At 60.5% G+C, this 15530-nt stretch carries 14 protein-coding genes; 8 read left to right on the forward strand and 6 right to left on the reverse strand.

Annotated elements, in window-relative coordinates:
- Positions 1-21: 21 nt before the first annotated feature.
- Positions 22-1272 (reverse strand): MFS transporter, encoded by a 1251-nt coding sequence (locus TU76_RS13650; RefSeq protein ID WP_048351845.1) that lies wholly within the window; start codon positions 1270-1272, stop codon positions 22-24.
- 122 nt (positions 1273-1394) lie between these two features.
- On the opposite strand from TU76_RS13650, the gene TU76_RS13655 reads away from it, so the two are divergent.
- Positions 1395-1844 (forward strand): winged helix-turn-helix transcriptional regulator, encoded by a 450-nt coding sequence (locus TU76_RS13655; RefSeq protein ID WP_048351846.1) that lies wholly within the window; start codon positions 1395-1397, stop codon positions 1842-1844.
- 165 nt (positions 1845-2009) lie between these two features.
- On the opposite strand, the gene TU76_RS13660 is transcribed toward TU76_RS13655, so the two are convergent.
- Together TU76_RS13660 and TU76_RS13665 are read right to left on the reverse strand one after the other, a co-directional pair.
- On the reverse strand, positions 2010-2669 hold the full coding sequence (locus TU76_RS13660; protein WP_019826394.1) for a CoA transferase subunit B: 660 nt from the start codon (positions 2667-2669) through the stop codon (positions 2010-2012).
- Between the two features lie 40 nt (positions 2670-2709).
- Positions 2710-3408 (reverse strand): CoA transferase subunit A, encoded by a 699-nt coding sequence (locus TU76_RS13665; protein ID WP_019826399.1) that lies wholly within the window; start codon positions 3406-3408, stop codon positions 2710-2712.
- Between the two features lie 133 nt (positions 3409-3541).
- On the opposite strand from TU76_RS13665, the gene TU76_RS13670 reads away from it, so the two are divergent.
- The gene (locus tag TU76_RS13670) at positions 3542-4483 is read left to right on the forward strand and encodes a LysR family transcriptional regulator (RefSeq protein WP_046810598.1); all 942 of its coding nucleotides are present in this window, start codon (positions 3542-3544) and stop codon (positions 4481-4483) included.
- A gap of 63 nt (positions 4484-4546) precedes the next feature.
- On the opposite strand, the gene TU76_RS13675 is transcribed toward TU76_RS13670, so the two are convergent.
- The 3 genes from TU76_RS13675 to TU76_RS13685 all read right to left on the reverse strand — a co-directional run bounded on the left by TU76_RS13675 (position 4547) and on the right by TU76_RS13685 (position 8938).
- The gene (locus TU76_RS13675) at positions 4547-6676 is read right to left on the reverse strand and encodes an oxidoreductase (RefSeq protein ID WP_048351847.1); all 2130 of its coding nucleotides are present in this window, start codon (positions 6674-6676) and stop codon (positions 4547-4549) included.
- Positions 6677-6761: 85 nt separating this feature from the next.
- Positions 6762-7589: an alpha/beta fold hydrolase gene (locus TU76_RS13680; protein ID WP_048351848.1), complete on the reverse strand. Its 828-nt coding sequence runs from the start codon at positions 7587-7589 to the stop codon at positions 6762-6764.
- A gap of 17 nt (positions 7590-7606) precedes the next feature.
- Positions 7607-8938: a spinster family MFS transporter gene (locus TU76_RS13685; protein WP_019826405.1), complete on the reverse strand. Its 1332-nt coding sequence runs from the start codon at positions 8936-8938 to the stop codon at positions 7607-7609.
- Positions 8939-9307: 369 nt separating this feature from the next.
- Between TU76_RS13685 and TU76_RS13690 the strand changes: the two genes are divergently transcribed.
- From TU76_RS13690 to TU76_RS13715, 6 genes are read left to right on the forward strand one after another with little or no spacing between them, the layout of a single operon-like run.
- Positions 9308-10042 (forward strand): SDR family NAD(P)-dependent oxidoreductase, encoded by a 735-nt coding sequence (locus TU76_RS13690; RefSeq protein ID WP_019826407.1) that lies wholly within the window; start codon positions 9308-9310, stop codon positions 10040-10042.
- 30 nt (positions 10043-10072) lie between these two features.
- Complete coding sequence (locus TU76_RS13695; RefSeq protein ID WP_046810600.1) at positions 10073-10846, forward strand: SDR family NAD(P)-dependent oxidoreductase; 774 nt, start codon at positions 10073-10075, stop codon at positions 10844-10846.
- A 10-nt stretch (positions 10847-10856) separates the two neighbouring features.
- Entirely contained in the window at positions 10857-11486 is a 630-nt protein-coding gene (locus tag TU76_RS13700) for a nuclear transport factor 2 family protein (protein ID WP_019826411.1), read from the forward strand.
- Positions 11487-11495: 9 nt separating this feature from the next.
- Complete coding sequence (locus tag TU76_RS13705) at positions 11496-12569, forward strand: alkene reductase (protein WP_019826419.1); 1074 nt, start codon at positions 11496-11498, stop codon at positions 12567-12569.
- The gene (locus TU76_RS13710) at positions 12566-14428 is read left to right on the forward strand and encodes a long-chain-acyl-CoA synthetase (RefSeq protein ID WP_048351849.1); all 1863 of its coding nucleotides are present in this window, start codon (positions 12566-12568) and stop codon (positions 14426-14428) included. The genes TU76_RS13705 and TU76_RS13710 overlap by 4 nt, the downstream gene beginning before the upstream one ends.
- Positions 14421-15506 carry an MBL fold metallo-hydrolase gene (locus tag TU76_RS13715; RefSeq protein WP_048351850.1) on the forward strand — a complete coding sequence of 362 codons (1086 nt, stop codon included), beginning with the start codon at positions 14421-14423 and terminating at the stop codon, positions 15504-15506. The genes TU76_RS13710 and TU76_RS13715 overlap by 8 nt, the downstream gene beginning before the upstream one ends.
- Positions 15507-15530 lie beyond the last annotated feature (24 nt).

Below are 15530 nucleotides of genomic sequence, written 5' to 3' on the forward strand. Positions count from 1 at the left end.
ACGGGCTGTCGTCCCCTGTGTTTATCCGGGATGCCTGGCGGCTGTTCGTGAGTGCTCAACAGTGCCCGGCATCAGGTGCAGTGTGACGGCCCAGAACCCAAGGGCCGTCAAGCTGACGCCGGCGCCAAGCAGGCACACACCGGTCCAGCCATGGGCCGCGAAAAGGGCAGTGGATGCCAGTGCGCCAAGGCCGCTGCCAACAGCATAAAACAGCATGTAGCAGCCCACGACGCGGCTGTGCGAGGCGGGCTGTGAGTTGAAAATCATGCTCTGATTAGTCACATGAATGGCTTGTGCGCCGAGGTCGAGCATCACAACGCCGATAAGTAGCCATACCATCGAGTCAGTCGTAAGCCAGAGAGCCCCCCAGGCCAGTATCAGCAGCGCCAGCGATACGCCGGTTGTCCATTGGCCCAGGCCTTTGTCCGCCCAAACTCCTGCGCGCGTGGCCGCGAGCGCACCCACTACGCCTGCCAGTCCAAATGTGCCGATGGTGGTGTGTGAAAACCCGTAGGGCGCGTGGGTCAGGAGAAACACCAGCGCACTCCAGAAAATCCCCAGCACCGCAAAAATGAACAAGGCGAGCATGCCGCGGATTTGCAGCACGGGATCCTCCTTGAGCAACTTAAACATCGACAGCACTAGCCGCGGATATGCCATGGGTGCGGATGACGGTCGTTGCGTGGGCAAGACTTTGTAGAGGATCAAACCCAGCGTCATCATGGCCAGCGCCGAGCTCAGGTACACCCAGCGCCACCCGGCCAGGTCCGAGATCAGCCCGGCAGCCAGCCGTGACAGCAACAGTCCAATCACAACCCCGCCTTGCACCGTGCCCACCACCCGACCGCGTTCTTCTGGCAAGGACGCAGTGGCGGCGAAGGCGATCAGGCCCTGTGTCATGGCAGTTCCCAGCAAACCGATCGCGAGCATGGCTAACAGCATGATCAAGGGGGAGTGGGTTATGCCGACGCAAAAAAGTCCGCCGATCAGCGCGCTGATTTGGACCAGCATCAAGGTTCGGCGGTTGATCTGATCGCCCAGCGGCACAATCAACAACAAGGCCAGCACACTGCCAACCTGGGTGGCGGTAATTACACCGCCGACAGCGCCAGGGCTGATGGCGAAGTCTTCAGCCACCTGGTCAAGTAATGGCTGGGCGTAATAAACGTTCGCCACACTCAACCCGCTGGCGCAGGCGAACAGTCCGACCAGCCCTCGCGGAGTGCGCCGTGGGGGCGCCCCGCAGACGGGATGAAGTTGATCATTGTGCACGGGTAAACCTCGCGGCAATCTAGTCTCAAATTAAGACTTGTTTCATTGTAGGGCAACCAGTCTTAAAATGAAACTTGCTGCGAGAAATCATTCTGATTTCCTAAACAATCAAAGGAGCCTGCATGGCCAAGCCGCACATTGATCCAGCCCCCACCTGCCCGGTGGCACGGACTGTGGACTTGATCGGCGATCGCTGGTCGTTACTGATCGTACGCGATGCGTTCGATGGCGTTCGGCGCTTTGGGGACTTTCAGAGTGGTTTGGGTGTAGCGCGCAGCGTGCTGACCCACCGGCTCAAGGGCCTGGTTGAGGCAGGTATTTTGGAAGTGCGGCCCGCGTCTGACGGGACCTCGTATCAGGAATACGTCTTGACGGCGAAAGGTGAGAGCCTCTTTCCGGTGGTCGTGGCTTTGCGGCAATGGGCAGAGCAGCATATGTTCGAGCCCCACGAGGCCCATTCGCAACTCGTGGATACAGCCACAGGGCAGCCGTTGGGGTTGATGCGGCCCATCGACGCGCACGGTCAGTTGATTGCCCCCGAGCAGACACGGGTCATCAAAAAAACGCTGTGACTGACAATGCTGTTCACTCAAGGTTTTTTTGGCTCTGTGGGAGCGGGCTTGCTCGCGATGGTCGTTAACGATGACGCGTCTTTACTGAGTTAATGCGGTGCTCTGAAGACCCTCGCGAGCAAGCCCGCTCCCACACTTGAGCAGCGTTGCTCTTGAGTGAATGGTTCAGGCGAATTGCATTTCCGGGACATGGTCCGGGACGATCAGCTTGCCTGCGGTTTTGCGAATGATTTCCTCAACGCTGACGCCGGGTGCGCGCTCCTTGAGGATGAACGCGCCGTTGTCGATTTCCAGGTAGGCAAGGTCGGTCAAGACACGCTTGATGCAACCTGCGCCGGTCAATGGCAGGCTGCAACGCGACAACAGCTTGGACTCTCCGTCCTTGGACGCGTGGGTCATGGTGACGATGATGTTTTCCGCGCCGGCCACCAGATCCATCGCGCCGCCCATGCCCTTGACCAGCTTGCCGGGGATCATCCAGGAGGCGATGTTGCCGTGTACGTCGACTTCGAAGGCACCGAGTACGGTGAGGTCGATATGGCCGCCGCGAATCATTGCGAACGACTCTGCAGATGAGAAAATCGACGCCCCGGTGCGTGCGGTGACGGTTTGTTTGCCGGCGTTGATCATGTCGGCGTCTGCTTCACCGACCCGGGGGAACGCCCCCATGCCGAGCAGGCCGTTTTCTGATTGCAGCATGACTTCCATGCCTTCGGGAATGTAGTTGGCGACCAGGGTCGGGATGCCGATGCCCAGGTTGACGTAGAAGCCGTCCTGCATTTCGCGGGCGACGCGCTGAGCCATTTGTTCGCGGGATAGAGCCATGGTTGTTCTCCGTGCTCGGGTTCAGGAGTTGGGCAGGGGATCAGGAACGCTCGGTGAGCTGTTCGATACGTTTTTCGAACGTGCCGCAAATGATCCGGTCGACGTAGATGCCCGGGGTATGGATCTGGGTCGGGTCCAGTTCGCCGGGCTCGACGATTTCTTCGACTTCAACCACGGTGATCTTGCCGGCCGTGGCGGCCAGCGGATTGAAGTTCTGGGCGGTATGGCGGTAGATCACATTGCCGAAGTGGTCGGCTTTCCAGCCTTTGACAATGGCGAAATCGCCGGTGATGGACTCTTCCATCAGGTAGGCGCGGCCCTTGAATTCGCGGGTTTCCTTGCCGTCGGCAACGGGGGTGCCGACACCTGTAGCGGTAAAAAATGCCGGAATGCCGGCACCGCCAGCGCGCATTTTTTCGGCGAGGGTACCTTGGGGTGTCAGTTCGACTTCGATTTCACCGCTCAACAGCTGCTTCTCGAACAGGGCGTTTTCACCCACATAAGAGGCGATCACCTTGCTGATCTGGCGGTCCTCGAGCAGGACGCCGAGGCCGAAACCGTCAACCCCGCAGTTGTTTGAAACCACGGTCAGGTCGCGGATGCCCTGACGCTTGATCTCGTTGATCAGGTTCTCGGGGATACCACACAAACCAAAGCCACCAGAGATGACGGTCATGCCGTCCTTGAGTCCCGCCAGGGCTTCCTCGTAGGAGCTCACACGCTTGTCGAAACCTGCCATACGCACCTCTTTATTTTTAGTGGGCTGTGGTTAGCCGTTTGAAGTGAGTGTTACTGGATGTGATTGATTTGATAAGTTGATTTTTAAGCTGGATTAATAGATAAAACAAATCAATCACTGCGAGGCTAAGCCCATGACCGTGAAGCAGATCCGCGCCTTTCTCGCCGTGGCCCAGAGCTTGAGTTTTGCCGTGGCTTGCGAGCGCCTGCATTTGTCCCAGTCGGCCTTGAGCCTGACCATCAAAGCGTTGGAGGAGGGCCTGGGCGGGCGTCTGTTCAGCCGTACCACGCGCAATGTGGCACTGACACCCGAGGGCGAGTCGCTGTTGCCGCTGGCCCGACGTCTGATCGCGGACTGGGACAACGCCGAGGATGACTTGCGTCAGCGTTTCACCCTGCAACGTGGGCGCGTGACCCTGGCGGCGATCCCGTCATTCTCGGGTAATCAGCTGCCAGCGATGCTCAAGCGTTTTCGCGTGCGATATCCCAAGGTTAACGTCACGGTGAACGACGTCATCAACGAGCAAGTACTGGAGATGGTTCGCGATCGTCAGGTGGAGCTGGGTGTGGCTTTCGAACCCGCACCCGGTTCGTCGCTGACCTTTACCCCGTTGTACCTCGACCGTTTTGTCGCGGTAGTGCCCCGTGATTCGGTGCTGGCCGGGCTTGGTTTGATTGACTGGAAAACCCTGCTGCAAGAGCCCTTTATTACCCTGCAACGGCCTTCTGCCGTGCGGGTAATGCTGGAAGAACACCTGCAGGCGCGACAGATGAAATTACCGGTGGAATTCGAAAGTCATCAACTGGCCACGGTCGGGCGAATGGTCGCCAGCGGGCTGGGCGTGAGCGTGGTACCGGCGCTGTGCGCCGAGCAGATGCGTGAGCTCGGCGCATGCTGCATCACCTTGCATGAGCCCGTGGTAGAGCGCGCCATCGGCGTGCTGACCAAACCCGGTCATGAGTTGTCGGCGGCAGCCCAGGCCATGTTCGACAGCCTGCTTGAGAGCGGCGGGGTCTTACAGGTAGGTCGAGGTGATGCCATCGCGAGCAAGCCCGCTCCCACAGCGAGGGTGTAACCATCACGTTTTGTGGGTATGTGGAAGCTGGCTTGCCTGCGAAGCTAACGGCGCGGTCTGTCCCTAGGCCTCGCGCCCGGCCTTGTGTCCGGCACTGATGGCACCCTCGATATAGCCAATGCTCCGGCAGTCGCCAATGCTGGTGGCGCTCAAGCCTGCACGGGTCAGCTCGTCGAGTAATCCGGTGTTGGGCTGTGCGCCGATGGCCAGTACCACCGAATCGGCTTCGCTGCGGGCACTGCTGCCATCAGCCAGTTGGTAAAGCACGGCATGGCCTTCAATGGCTGTTACGCAGGCCCCGGTAATCAACTCGCCGCCATGCACGCGAACTTCGTGGAGCACCCGCCAGCGGCGCACGATGGCCAGTTCGCGGCCCAGGTGGGTGCCGCTTTCCAGCACGGTTACCTGACGCCCGCGAGCAATCAGGAATTCCGCCAGTTCCAGGCCCACCAGCCCGCCACCGATGATGGTCACGCGCTTGCCCAAGGGCATCCACACCCGTGACAGTTTTTGCATGGCTTCCCGGCTGTCGGTAACACCGGTCAGGCTGCCGGCTTTCATCAGTGCACGCTGGGTAAAGGACAGCTTGCGCTTGGCGATTTCGTCGGCGCGGTCACCCGTCATCAGGCGTCGCAGCTCATCTCCGCTCCAAACGTGGTCTTGATCGGCACCGGGGATCGCCGGTGCCGCACGTTCAGCGCCAACAGCCACCAGCACTTGATCGGCGCCCAGGTCGCGAAGCAGGGCGGGGCTGGCCTGGGTGTTCAAGCGCACATCGATGGATGATTGCTGCACCTGAACCTTCAGGTTGTCCAGCAAGCGGGCGTTTTCGGCATAGGCCAGGCCCGCAAAAAACAGCGTGCCCCCCAGGCGGTCGCTGCGCTCGAGCAGGGTTACACGATGTCCGCGCAGGGCAGCAATGCGTGCGGCTTCCATCCCGGCAGGCCCGGCACCGACCACGACCAGATGCTTAGGCGTTGAGGTGGGGCTGATAACGTATTCGAACTCATGGCCGGTCATGGGGTTGACCGCGCATTTGACCCGCTCGTTGATGAAGATCTGGCTGACGCACACGTAGCAGTAGATGCACGGGCGGATGCTGGCCTCCTGATCGTTGAGCAGCTTGTTCGGCAGCTCCGGATCGGCCAACAGCTTGCGGGCCATGGCAATAAAGTCGCAGTCGCCGCGTTTCAGTGCCGCTTCACCGGCCTCCGGTTCGATGCGCCCTACGGCAATCACCGGCACTTGCACGCTGCGTTTGATTGCCCCAGTCCACTCCAGGAATCCGTTGGGCTTTTGAACCAGTGGTGCCTCGGTGAACACCACGCCACTGGTGATGCGTGCACTGGCGGACACACTGACCGCATCGACCCCAGCGGCCTCGGCCATGCGCGCCACAGCCGTCGCGTCGTCCAGAGTGATGCCGCCAGGGGTGTGCAGCTCTTCTGCGTCCAGACGCAGCCACACCGCAAAGTCGTTGCCGACCCTGGCGCGTACTGCCGCGATGATTTCCAACAGCAGCCGCGCACGGTTCTCCAATGAGCCGCCGTACTCGTCTTCGCGCCGGTTGTAATAGCTTGAGAGGAAGCCGGCAATGATGTAACCGTGGGCCGCGTGCAGTTCTACGCCGTCGAAGCCGGCGCGTTTGGCCCGGTCGGCAGCCAAGGCAAACCAGTCGATCATTTGCGCGATATCGAAGCTGTCCATCACCCTGATCGGTGAGCCTTCGGCGCGACGTTTCATGGAGCTGACAAAGTTGGCCAGCTCCTCGGGTGTCAGCGCCTCCATCATGTCGCTTTGCAGCACGGGCGGTACTGAAGGCACCCACAGTTGCCGACCTTCGGCCATGTCGCGCACCGAGGTCTTGCCGGCGTGTTGAAGTTGCATGGCGATTTTTGCGCCGTGCTGGTGGACGCGTTCGGCGAGGCGGCTCAAACCGGGGATGAAGTCATCGCTGGACACGCCGACCTGGAACGGCTCGGCGGTCCCGGCCGGAAACGCCACCGAGCACACGCCCATGATCAGCAGTCCGGCGCCGCCTCGGGCGCGGGCTTCGTAATAGGCTTGAATCCGTTCGCCGCACTGGCCGTCGGCTTCGGCAAAATTGGAACCCATGGGCGCCATGATGATGCGGTTGCGCAGCTCAAGAGAGCCAATACGACCGGGTGCCAGCAACTGAGAGTATTTTGTCATTGTTATTTCAGCCCGAGCGGGTGTCTGGAAGGGGGTACGGCCGCCCGCAGGCAGCCGTGAGTCATGCGTGGTTCGCGGTGATGATTCAGCCGCGTAAAAATTCCAGGCACGCCTTGTTGAAGAGGTCACGGTGTTCAACCTGCACCCAGTGGCCGCACTGGTTGAGCATGATAAAGCGTGCTTTGGGAGCGTGATTCAGCACTTTAAGCGCGCCACTGGCGGGGTTGAAATTGTCATCGGTGCCCCAGAACCCCAGGATCGGTGCTTGCAGCTCCTCCAGTCGTTCGGTCATGTTCGGCACCATCATGGTGGTGAACAGATTGCGCGGTTGGTGCACGGCCACGGCCACACGTTCAGCCAGCAGGCTGTCATCCAGCTGCGAGCTGTCGAACAATTGCAGGCTCATGATCCGGCGCATTTGCTCGATGCCCAGGGGGCCAGCGTTGTACAGCTCGACCATGCGTTGAATGCCGATCATCTTGAAGTAGGTTTCGCGATCTTCAACGCCGCCCGGGGCCATCAGGATCAGTTTTTCGACGCGCTCCGGTTCCGCCAGCGCCAGGCCCAGGGCAATTGCACCGCCCAGGGAATTGCCGAGCAGGGTTGCGCGCTTTACCCCGACCGCCTTGAGAAACCCCGATATGGCATTGACGAAAAATTCCAGGTTGTACTGGGCATCTTCAGGCTTGTCGGAGCGACCGAACCCCGGCAAGTCCACCACCAGATTGCGAAAACCTGCGGCAGCAAACTGCGGGTAGTTGCCTTTGAAATTGCTGTAGCCACTGGCACCCGGACCGCTACCGTGCAGCCACAACACCACCGGGCCGCTGCCTTCATCGAGAAAGTGCAGGCGCAGGCCGCTGTCCAGTGTCACAAAGTGGCCGATGGGCAGTGGAAGGTCTTGTTCTGTCATCACTCAATCTCCAAAAGTCAGGCAGTGGCCGCGTCAGCCAGCGATGCTGGGGTTGGGGTCTTGTTCATCAGGTAGTTGCGATAGCGTGGCAAGGCCATGGCCAGAAACAACGAAGCCAGCACCAGCAGCGAGACGCAAGAGGCCAGGGCGTAGCGCAGGCCTTCGTTGCCCAGGCTATGGGCGAAACCGTCACTGAGCATGCCGATCAGCAGCGGACCGACGCCCACCCCGAGCAAGGTCATGGACATCACAAAAATCGCGGTGGCCTGGGCCAGTCGGGTTGCCGGGAACAGATGAGAAATGGCGCCCAGGCAGGGTGTTGCCCACCACGTCCCGAAAAAGCTGAACACGCTATAAAACAGAAAGGCGGTGGGTACAGGGGTACTCCCCACATAAAACGCGGTGCCAACCGGCCACAAAAAGTAAGTCAGGGCGAACGGGATGCTGATCAGCGTGCCCAGCAGCGGAACGCCGATCTGCCAGCCTTTGTCACGGCGCGCCAGACGGTCACACAAAATGCCGCAGGTGAGGGTGCCAAATGTGGCCCCGGCGCCACCTGCCACACCGGCCAGCAGCCCGGCGTCCTGCAGGCTCAAACCGTGGGAGCGGATCAGAAAGCTTGGGCTCCAGGTGCCGATGGCATAACCGGCGATGGCAGCAGAGCCGCCGGTGAGCACAATCCAGAGGAAAGAAGGGGTCTGGAACAGCTCGCGCACCGTGACGGCCCAGTTCGCCTGCGCCACTTGATTGGGGCTGACCAGCATTGCAGGTTTCGGCGCCCGTACGGTGAGCAGTAACAGCAGTCCGAGAAAAATCCCCGGCGCGCCGATCACTACAAATGCAAAACGCCAGCCGTAATGTTGAGCGATCCAGCCGCCCAGCCCCAGCCCGAAAATCGCCCCCAGGCTTGAGCCCAGCATCAGTACCGACAGAGCGGTAGAACGGCGTTCAGGCGGATACAGGTCCGAGACCATTGCCATTGACGGGGCGGTGCCACCGGCCTCACCAATCGCTACCCCGATCCTGGCCACCACCAGCATCGCAAAGCTGGCCGCAAAGCCGCAGAAAATGGTCATCACGCTCCAGGCAATACAGCTGAATGCGATGACTTTCTTGCGTCCGATACGGTCTGACAGTCGCCCCAGAGGAAAGCCGAAGAGGGTGTAAAACACCGCAAAGGTCACCCCTGAAAGCAGGCCTATACCGGTGTCGGAAATGCCGAATTCGGCTTTAACCGGCTCGATCAAAATGGCCATCAGCAGCCGGTCGATGTAGTTGAAGATATAGATGGCAGCCAAAACGCCTAGTGCGTAGTGAGTTCGCCAGGTGGGGCGCAAGGGTATGGACACGACGGGCTCTCCCGGTTTTTGTTCTAGTGGTTCCGTTATTCCATGAAGCGCGTGGCGAGTACATCGTCCATTTAGACCAGCCGGTCATCTTGTCACCGCTGACGAGCGCTGCGAGGCTGCGTAGCAGTCGTAAATCCGGATATTGCGGTTAATCAGGCAAACCGTGCGCTCCGGATTTGCGACCGCTTCGCGCTCGGACCTAGCCTTGTTCTACTCGTCAACGGCTACGGAGCGGGTAGTGCGCCAACAAGGTGTGAGTGCTGCTTAGTCTTATCGGACGATGTTCAGCTTTTTTCTCCAGTCAATGATTGGTCCCATACACCGCCCAGTCTTAAGGGCGGTCCGGAATCGGGCAGGCGGGAGAACTCTATGAAATTGCTGAATAAAGTGGCGTTTGTAACGGGCGCAGGTCAAGGCATGGGGCGGGCCATCGTGCGTCATTTTGCCGAGCAGGGGGCAAAGGTTGTCGCAGCCGACATCAATCTGGACGCCGCACGCCAAAGCATTGAAGGGCTGGGCGACAGCGCTCTTGCCGTCAGCTGCAACGTCGCCGACAGCGATTCTGTCGCCACCGCGATGGCTGCCGTTCACGCGCACTTCGGTAGCCTCGATGTGCTGGTCAATAACGCAGGCATCGGTTCGATTGATGCGTTCGCGCAAACACCGGACGAGAACTGGCAGCGCGTTATCGGCGTCAACCTTACCGGGACCTTCTTCTGCAGTCGTGAAGCCGTAAAACTGATGCTTCAGGCCGCCACCCCCGGTGTGGTGATCAATATCTCCAGCACCTCCGCCCTGACGGGTGAAGGTCCAAGCCATTACTGCGCGGCCAAGGCTGGCGTAATGGGCCTGACCCGCAGCATGGCCCGCGAACTGGCAGGCAATGGCATTCGCGTCAACACCATCGTTCCCGGCCCGACCAACACCCCGATGATGGCTGACATCCCGGAAGACTGGATGCAAAGCATGCTCAAGGCCATCCCTCTGGGCCGCATGGGTGAGACCGATGAAATCGCTCGCGTCGCGGCCTTCTTGGCCAGTGATGACGCGGCCTTCATTACCGGGCAAAACCTGGCGGTCAACGGCGGCATGGCGTTTATCTAAACGCCGGGCACAGCAATGGGAGAGCAGGTCATGGGTACTCGTTTACACAACAAGATTGCATTTATCACCGGTGCCGGTTCCGGGATTGGCGCCGCCACGGCACTGCGGTTTGCCGAAGAGGGCGCCCTGGTGGTGCTTTGCGGTCGTCGCATCGAGCCGCTGCAAGCGGTCGCCGCACACATTCGCGACAGCGGTGGCCGTGCGGAATGCGCGGTGGCCGATGTCAGCAATGAAGCCGCCTATGTCGCCGCCATCAGCGAGGCGGCACAACGCCATGGCCGGCTGGATATTTTGGTCAATAATGCGATGGCCTACAGCTGGGGTGCGATTGACAGCACCTCCACCGCTGACTGGCACTCCAACTTTGCGACCACCGTGGACGGCACCTTCTGGGGTACGCGTACGGCGATGGGCCTGATGCGTGCTCAGGGCAGCGGCTCAATCATCAATCTGGCCTCGATCTGCGGCCAGTTCGGTACGCCATGGATGGCTGGCTACAGCGCAGCCAAGGCCGCGGTGATCAATTTCAGCCGCGCCGCCGCCAGCGAAGGCGCCAGCCACAACATTCGGTGCAACGTGGTCAGCCCGGGCGTGGTAGAGACGCCCGCCACGGCCGGCATGCTCACCGACGACAAGACCCGCACCAATACCGAAAAACTGATCCCGCTCAGGCGCGTCGGCCAACCCGTGGAAGTGGCCAACGCCATTCTGTTTTTGGCCAGCGACGAAGCCTCGTATATCACCGGCGCCTGCTTGCCGGTCGATGGCGGGCGCAGCAGCGAGCTGTACACGGTATTGGAATAAGGACCCTTTTATGGAACAGAACGCCTTGCTAGCCCGTCTTGACCGGCTGGAGTCGATTGAAGAAATTCGCCAGTTGGCCGGCAAATATTCGTTGTCGCTGGACATGCGCGACCTCGATGCCCACGTCAATCTGTTTGCCGAAGACATTCGTGTCGGTCGCGAAAAAACCGGGCGTGCACACCTCAAAGCCTGGGTCGATGACACGTTGCGTGATCAGTTCCATGGCACCTCGCATCACCTGGGCCAGCACCTCATCGAGTTTACCGACCCTGATCACGCCGTGGGTGTGGTGTATTCCAAGAACGAGCACGAGACCGGCCCCGAGTGGGTCACCATGCAAATGCTCTATTGGGATGACTACGAGCGGATGCAGGGGCGCTGGTATTTCCGCCGCCGCTTGCCGTGCTACTGGTACGCCAGTGACCTCAACAAGCCGCCGATCGGCACGCAAAAAATGCGTTGGCCGGGGCGCGAACCCTACGCCGGTACTTTCCACGACCTGTTCCCGTCCTGGACCGAGTTCTGGGCCCATCGCCCGGACAAGGACCAACTGCCCCAAGTGGCGACAGCGGCACCGGTCGAACACTTTCTTGCCACCCTGCGCCGAGGGGCTGGCGCACCGAAAATTCGCGTGCGCTGAGGACTATCCATGAGCATTTTGTTTGAACCTGTGCGCCTCGGTGAGCTTGAACTGGCCAACCGTATTGTCATGGCACCGATGACCCGCAGTCGTGCGGATCAGCACGGCGTGCCCACCCCTGAGATGGTTGAGTACTACCGCCAGCGTGCGTCGGCCGGGCTGATCGTCGCCGAGGGCACCGCGCCTTCTGCCAGCGGCCTGGGCTATTGCCGGACCCCGGCGATTTACAACGAGCAACAGATCGCGGCCTGGAAGGCTGTGACCGACGCGGTACATGCCGAAGGCGGCCTGATTGTGCTGCAACTGATGCACGTCGGCCGTGCTTCCAGCGCCCACAACAAACCGGCCGGGGCCGCTACGGTTGCGCCTTCGCCCTTGCGCGCACGTACTCAGTTGTTTACCGACACCGCCGGCATGGTCGATACCGACGAGCCCCAGGCCTTGTCCCTGCAAGATATCGCCCTGGTGATCGAGGAGTATCGCCAGGCTGCATTGAATGCGCGCGAAGCTGGGTTTGACGGGGTTGAGTTGCACTGCACCAGCGGTTACCTGCCGATGCAGTTCATGGCGTCGGGCAGCAACCTGCGTGAAGACCAGTACGGTGGCAGTGTCGACAACCGCGTGCGCTTCCCGGCTCAGGTGCTGGCGGCCATGGCTTCAGCCATTGGTGCCGGGCGTGTGGCACTGCGCCTGTGTCCGGGCAACCCATTCAATGACATCGATGACGAAGACCCGTTAGCCACCGCAGTAGCCCTGTGCAAGGCCGCCGAGCCTATGGGCCTGGCTTACGTGCACATCATGCGTTCGCCTCTGGCCGAACTGGATGCCTTTGCCCTGGCCCAGCGCCATTGCAGCAACGGCCTGATCCTGAATGACGGGTTTGACGGTGAGTCGGCCGAGGCTGCACTGCAGGCCGGGCAGGGTGACGCGGTGTCGTTTGCCCGTCACTTTATTGCCAATCCGGATCTGGTGGAGCGTCTGCGCAAGGGGCTGCCTCTGGCCCGCTTCGACCGCAAGACTTTGTACTCGCCGGGCCCCGAAGGGTACAGCGATTACCCGCTGGGCGAGGCGGTGGCGCAATGAACGACATGTCACGAATCAGCGCTCTAACTGCATCCAGGCAGCAGCCCGTGCCACGGGAGCACACTCAGGCATTGCTCGATGTACGTGCAGCGGCCAGTGCCCAGATTAAACCGTCAGACCTGTACACCCTGGCTGATCGTCTTGAAGCTCAGGCGCAGGCCTTGCCCGGGCACTGCTTTCTGATCGACGGCGAGCAGCGCTTCAGTTACGCCACCGTGAATGCACAAGCCGATCGCATGGCTCACGTGTTTTACGCCAAGGGCCTGCGCCCCGGTGACGTGTGCGCCATTGCCATGGAGAACCGTCCGCAGTTTTTCTTCAGCTGGTTCGGGCTGGTCAAACTCGGTGTCGTGGTGGCGTTTATCAATACCCAGGTCAATGGCAAGCCGCTGGTGCATGCCTTGCAATCCATCGCTGCCAAGGCAGTCGTGGTGGGCGAAGAGTGCCTGGCTAACCTGTTGGACACTGAAGGCTTGCCAGACGTACCGCTGTGGTTGGTCGAAGACCCGTCCAACCCTTTTGCGGGTGCGTTGCCAACCTGTGTCGACAGCCAGTTTGGCGAGCAGATCGCCCGTGCGCCGGGCACTGCATTTACCCGTGAAGTGCGCGCCGGGATTACGGCTGAAACCACTACGTTGCTGATTTTTACCTCAGGCACCACGGGGCTGCCCAAGGCGGCCCGTTACAGCCATATGCGCTGGATGTCGTCGGGTGACGTAATGGAAGTAACCCTGGGCGCCACCTGCGACGACGTGTTTTATTGCTGCCTGCCGCTGTACCACGGCGCGGCGGCCACTTCGGTGACGTCCACGGCGTTGCGCGTGGGCGCGAGCATCGTGGTGCGGCGCAGGTTCAGTGTGCGGGAGTTCTGGCCTGATGTGCGCCGTAACCGCATCACCGTGTTCCAGTACATCGGCGAGATCTGCCGTTATCTGCTCAATCAGCCCGTGGCGGCCGGAGAGCGTGAGCACAGTTTGCGCTACATGCTCGGTGCAGGCCTGACGCCTGAATCCTGGCAGCGCTGGCTTGAGCGTTTCGGTCCGGTCCAGGTCTTTGAAGGCTGGGGCGCCACCGAAGCCAACGCCAACCTGATCAATGTCGACAACTACGTGGGATCGTGCGGGCGAGTGCCGGACTGGAGCCGCACCAATCTGCGCCTGGTGCGCTACGACGTTGAAAGCGAGAGCCATCCGCGGGACGAAAACGGTTTTTATCAGCTGTGCCAACCCGGTGAATTGGGTGAGGCGATGGGCTTTATCGTTGACCACCCGCAGATTGGCGGCGGGCGTTTCGAGGGTTACACCAGCGCAGCGGCCAGCGAGAGCAAGATCCGCCGTGATGTGTTTCAAACTGGCGACGCCTACTGGAGTTCGGGGGATCTGTTGCGCTATGACGACGACGGCTATTTCTATTTCGTCGACCGTATTGGCGACACTTTTCGTTGGAAAAGCGAGAACGTTTCGACGCTTGAAGTGGCAGATACGCTCAGTGACATGCCAGGGCTTGAGCTGATCAACGTATACGGCGTTCAGGTGCCTGAGCACGAAGGTCGCGCCGGGATGGCAGCGATTCTTATGCAACCGGGGCATGCGTTTGATCCGCAGGCTTTCTTTGATCTGACTCAAGCCCGGTTGCCACGTTATGCGGCGCCGATGTTTGTACGGGTTTCGGCGGCGGCAGACCTGACCAGTACTTTCAAGTTGCGCAAGGTCGATCTGCAGCGCCAGGGCTACGCACCGGGTTTGTTTGCCGATCCGCTGTTTGTGCGTGACGAAAGTACCGGCACTTATCAGCCGTATTCGCTGCAAGTACTGGCCCGTGCCGGTTTGCTGCCTTTTGCAGGCTGCAGCCATGAGTGAATTCGACGCTCAAGGGCATGAATGGCGTGACGGTCTGCGTTACCCGTGGCCACAGGCTCCGGCCAGCGGCCAGGTGCAGGAAGTCGCCGAGGGCGTGCTGTGGCTGCGCATGCCGCTGCCGTTCGGGCTTGATCACATCAACCTGTATTTGCTGCGCCATGGTGACGGCTGGGTCGCGGTCGATACGGGCCTCAACAGCGATCAATGCCGCGAAGTGTGGGAGCGCGTATTTGTAGAGGTGCTCTCGGGTTTGCCGCTCAAGGCGGTGATCTGCACGCATTTTCACAGCGATCACACCGGCGTGGTCGGTTGGTTGGCCGAGCGTTTCCGCTGTCCGGTATTGATGACTCGGGGTGAGTTTCAGGCACTGCATCACGGCCCGCCAAAAGCCGCTGAGCCGGACTGGGCGTTTCTCGATTTTTATCAAAAGGCCGGGTTCAGTTCAGAGCGCGCCACATCGTTACTGCCACTGATCCAGGGCGAGCACTTTCGTCCGCAACTGGTCGCCGGTTTTACCCGTTTGAGCCATGGCAGCCGGCTCACCATCGGCGGTCGCCGTTGGGAGGTGGTGATGGGTAACGGGCATTCACCGGAGCATGCGTGTCTGTACGCGCCGGACGATGGGTTGCTGATTTCGGGCGATCAAGTGTTGCCCCGTATTACCTCGACCATTGCGGTGTATGTCCCGGAACCAGAAGCCAATCCATTGCGTGACTGGCTGGACTCCATCGAACGGCTGCGCGTGATCCCCGACAGCGTGCTGGTGCTGCCGGCCCATGAGCGGCCGTTTTTCAATCTGCATCTGCGACTGGATCAGTTGCGCGATCACCATCTCAAACATTTGCAGCAGTTGCTCCTGGCCTGCGAGGAACCGCGCACGGCGCTGGAAATGATGGCGGTGTTGTTTAAGAAACTGTCAGGTCGTTTTGACGAACTGATGGCGCTTGGGGAGACGTTGGCTCACGCCAATTACCTTATGGCCGAGGGGGCGCTCGTTCGTGAGGAACAAGGAGGGCTGCATCGTTATCGGGTAGCCCCGACAGGAGTCGTGAAGTTCGACCCGCTTGAGTTGTTTTGAGCAGTGGCTATAGGCGCGGTATGC

This window comes from Pseudomonas psychrophila, from assembly GCF_001043005.1.
GTDB classification, from domain to species: Bacteria; Pseudomonadota; Gammaproteobacteria; order Pseudomonadales; family Pseudomonadaceae; genus Aquipseudomonas; species Aquipseudomonas psychrophila.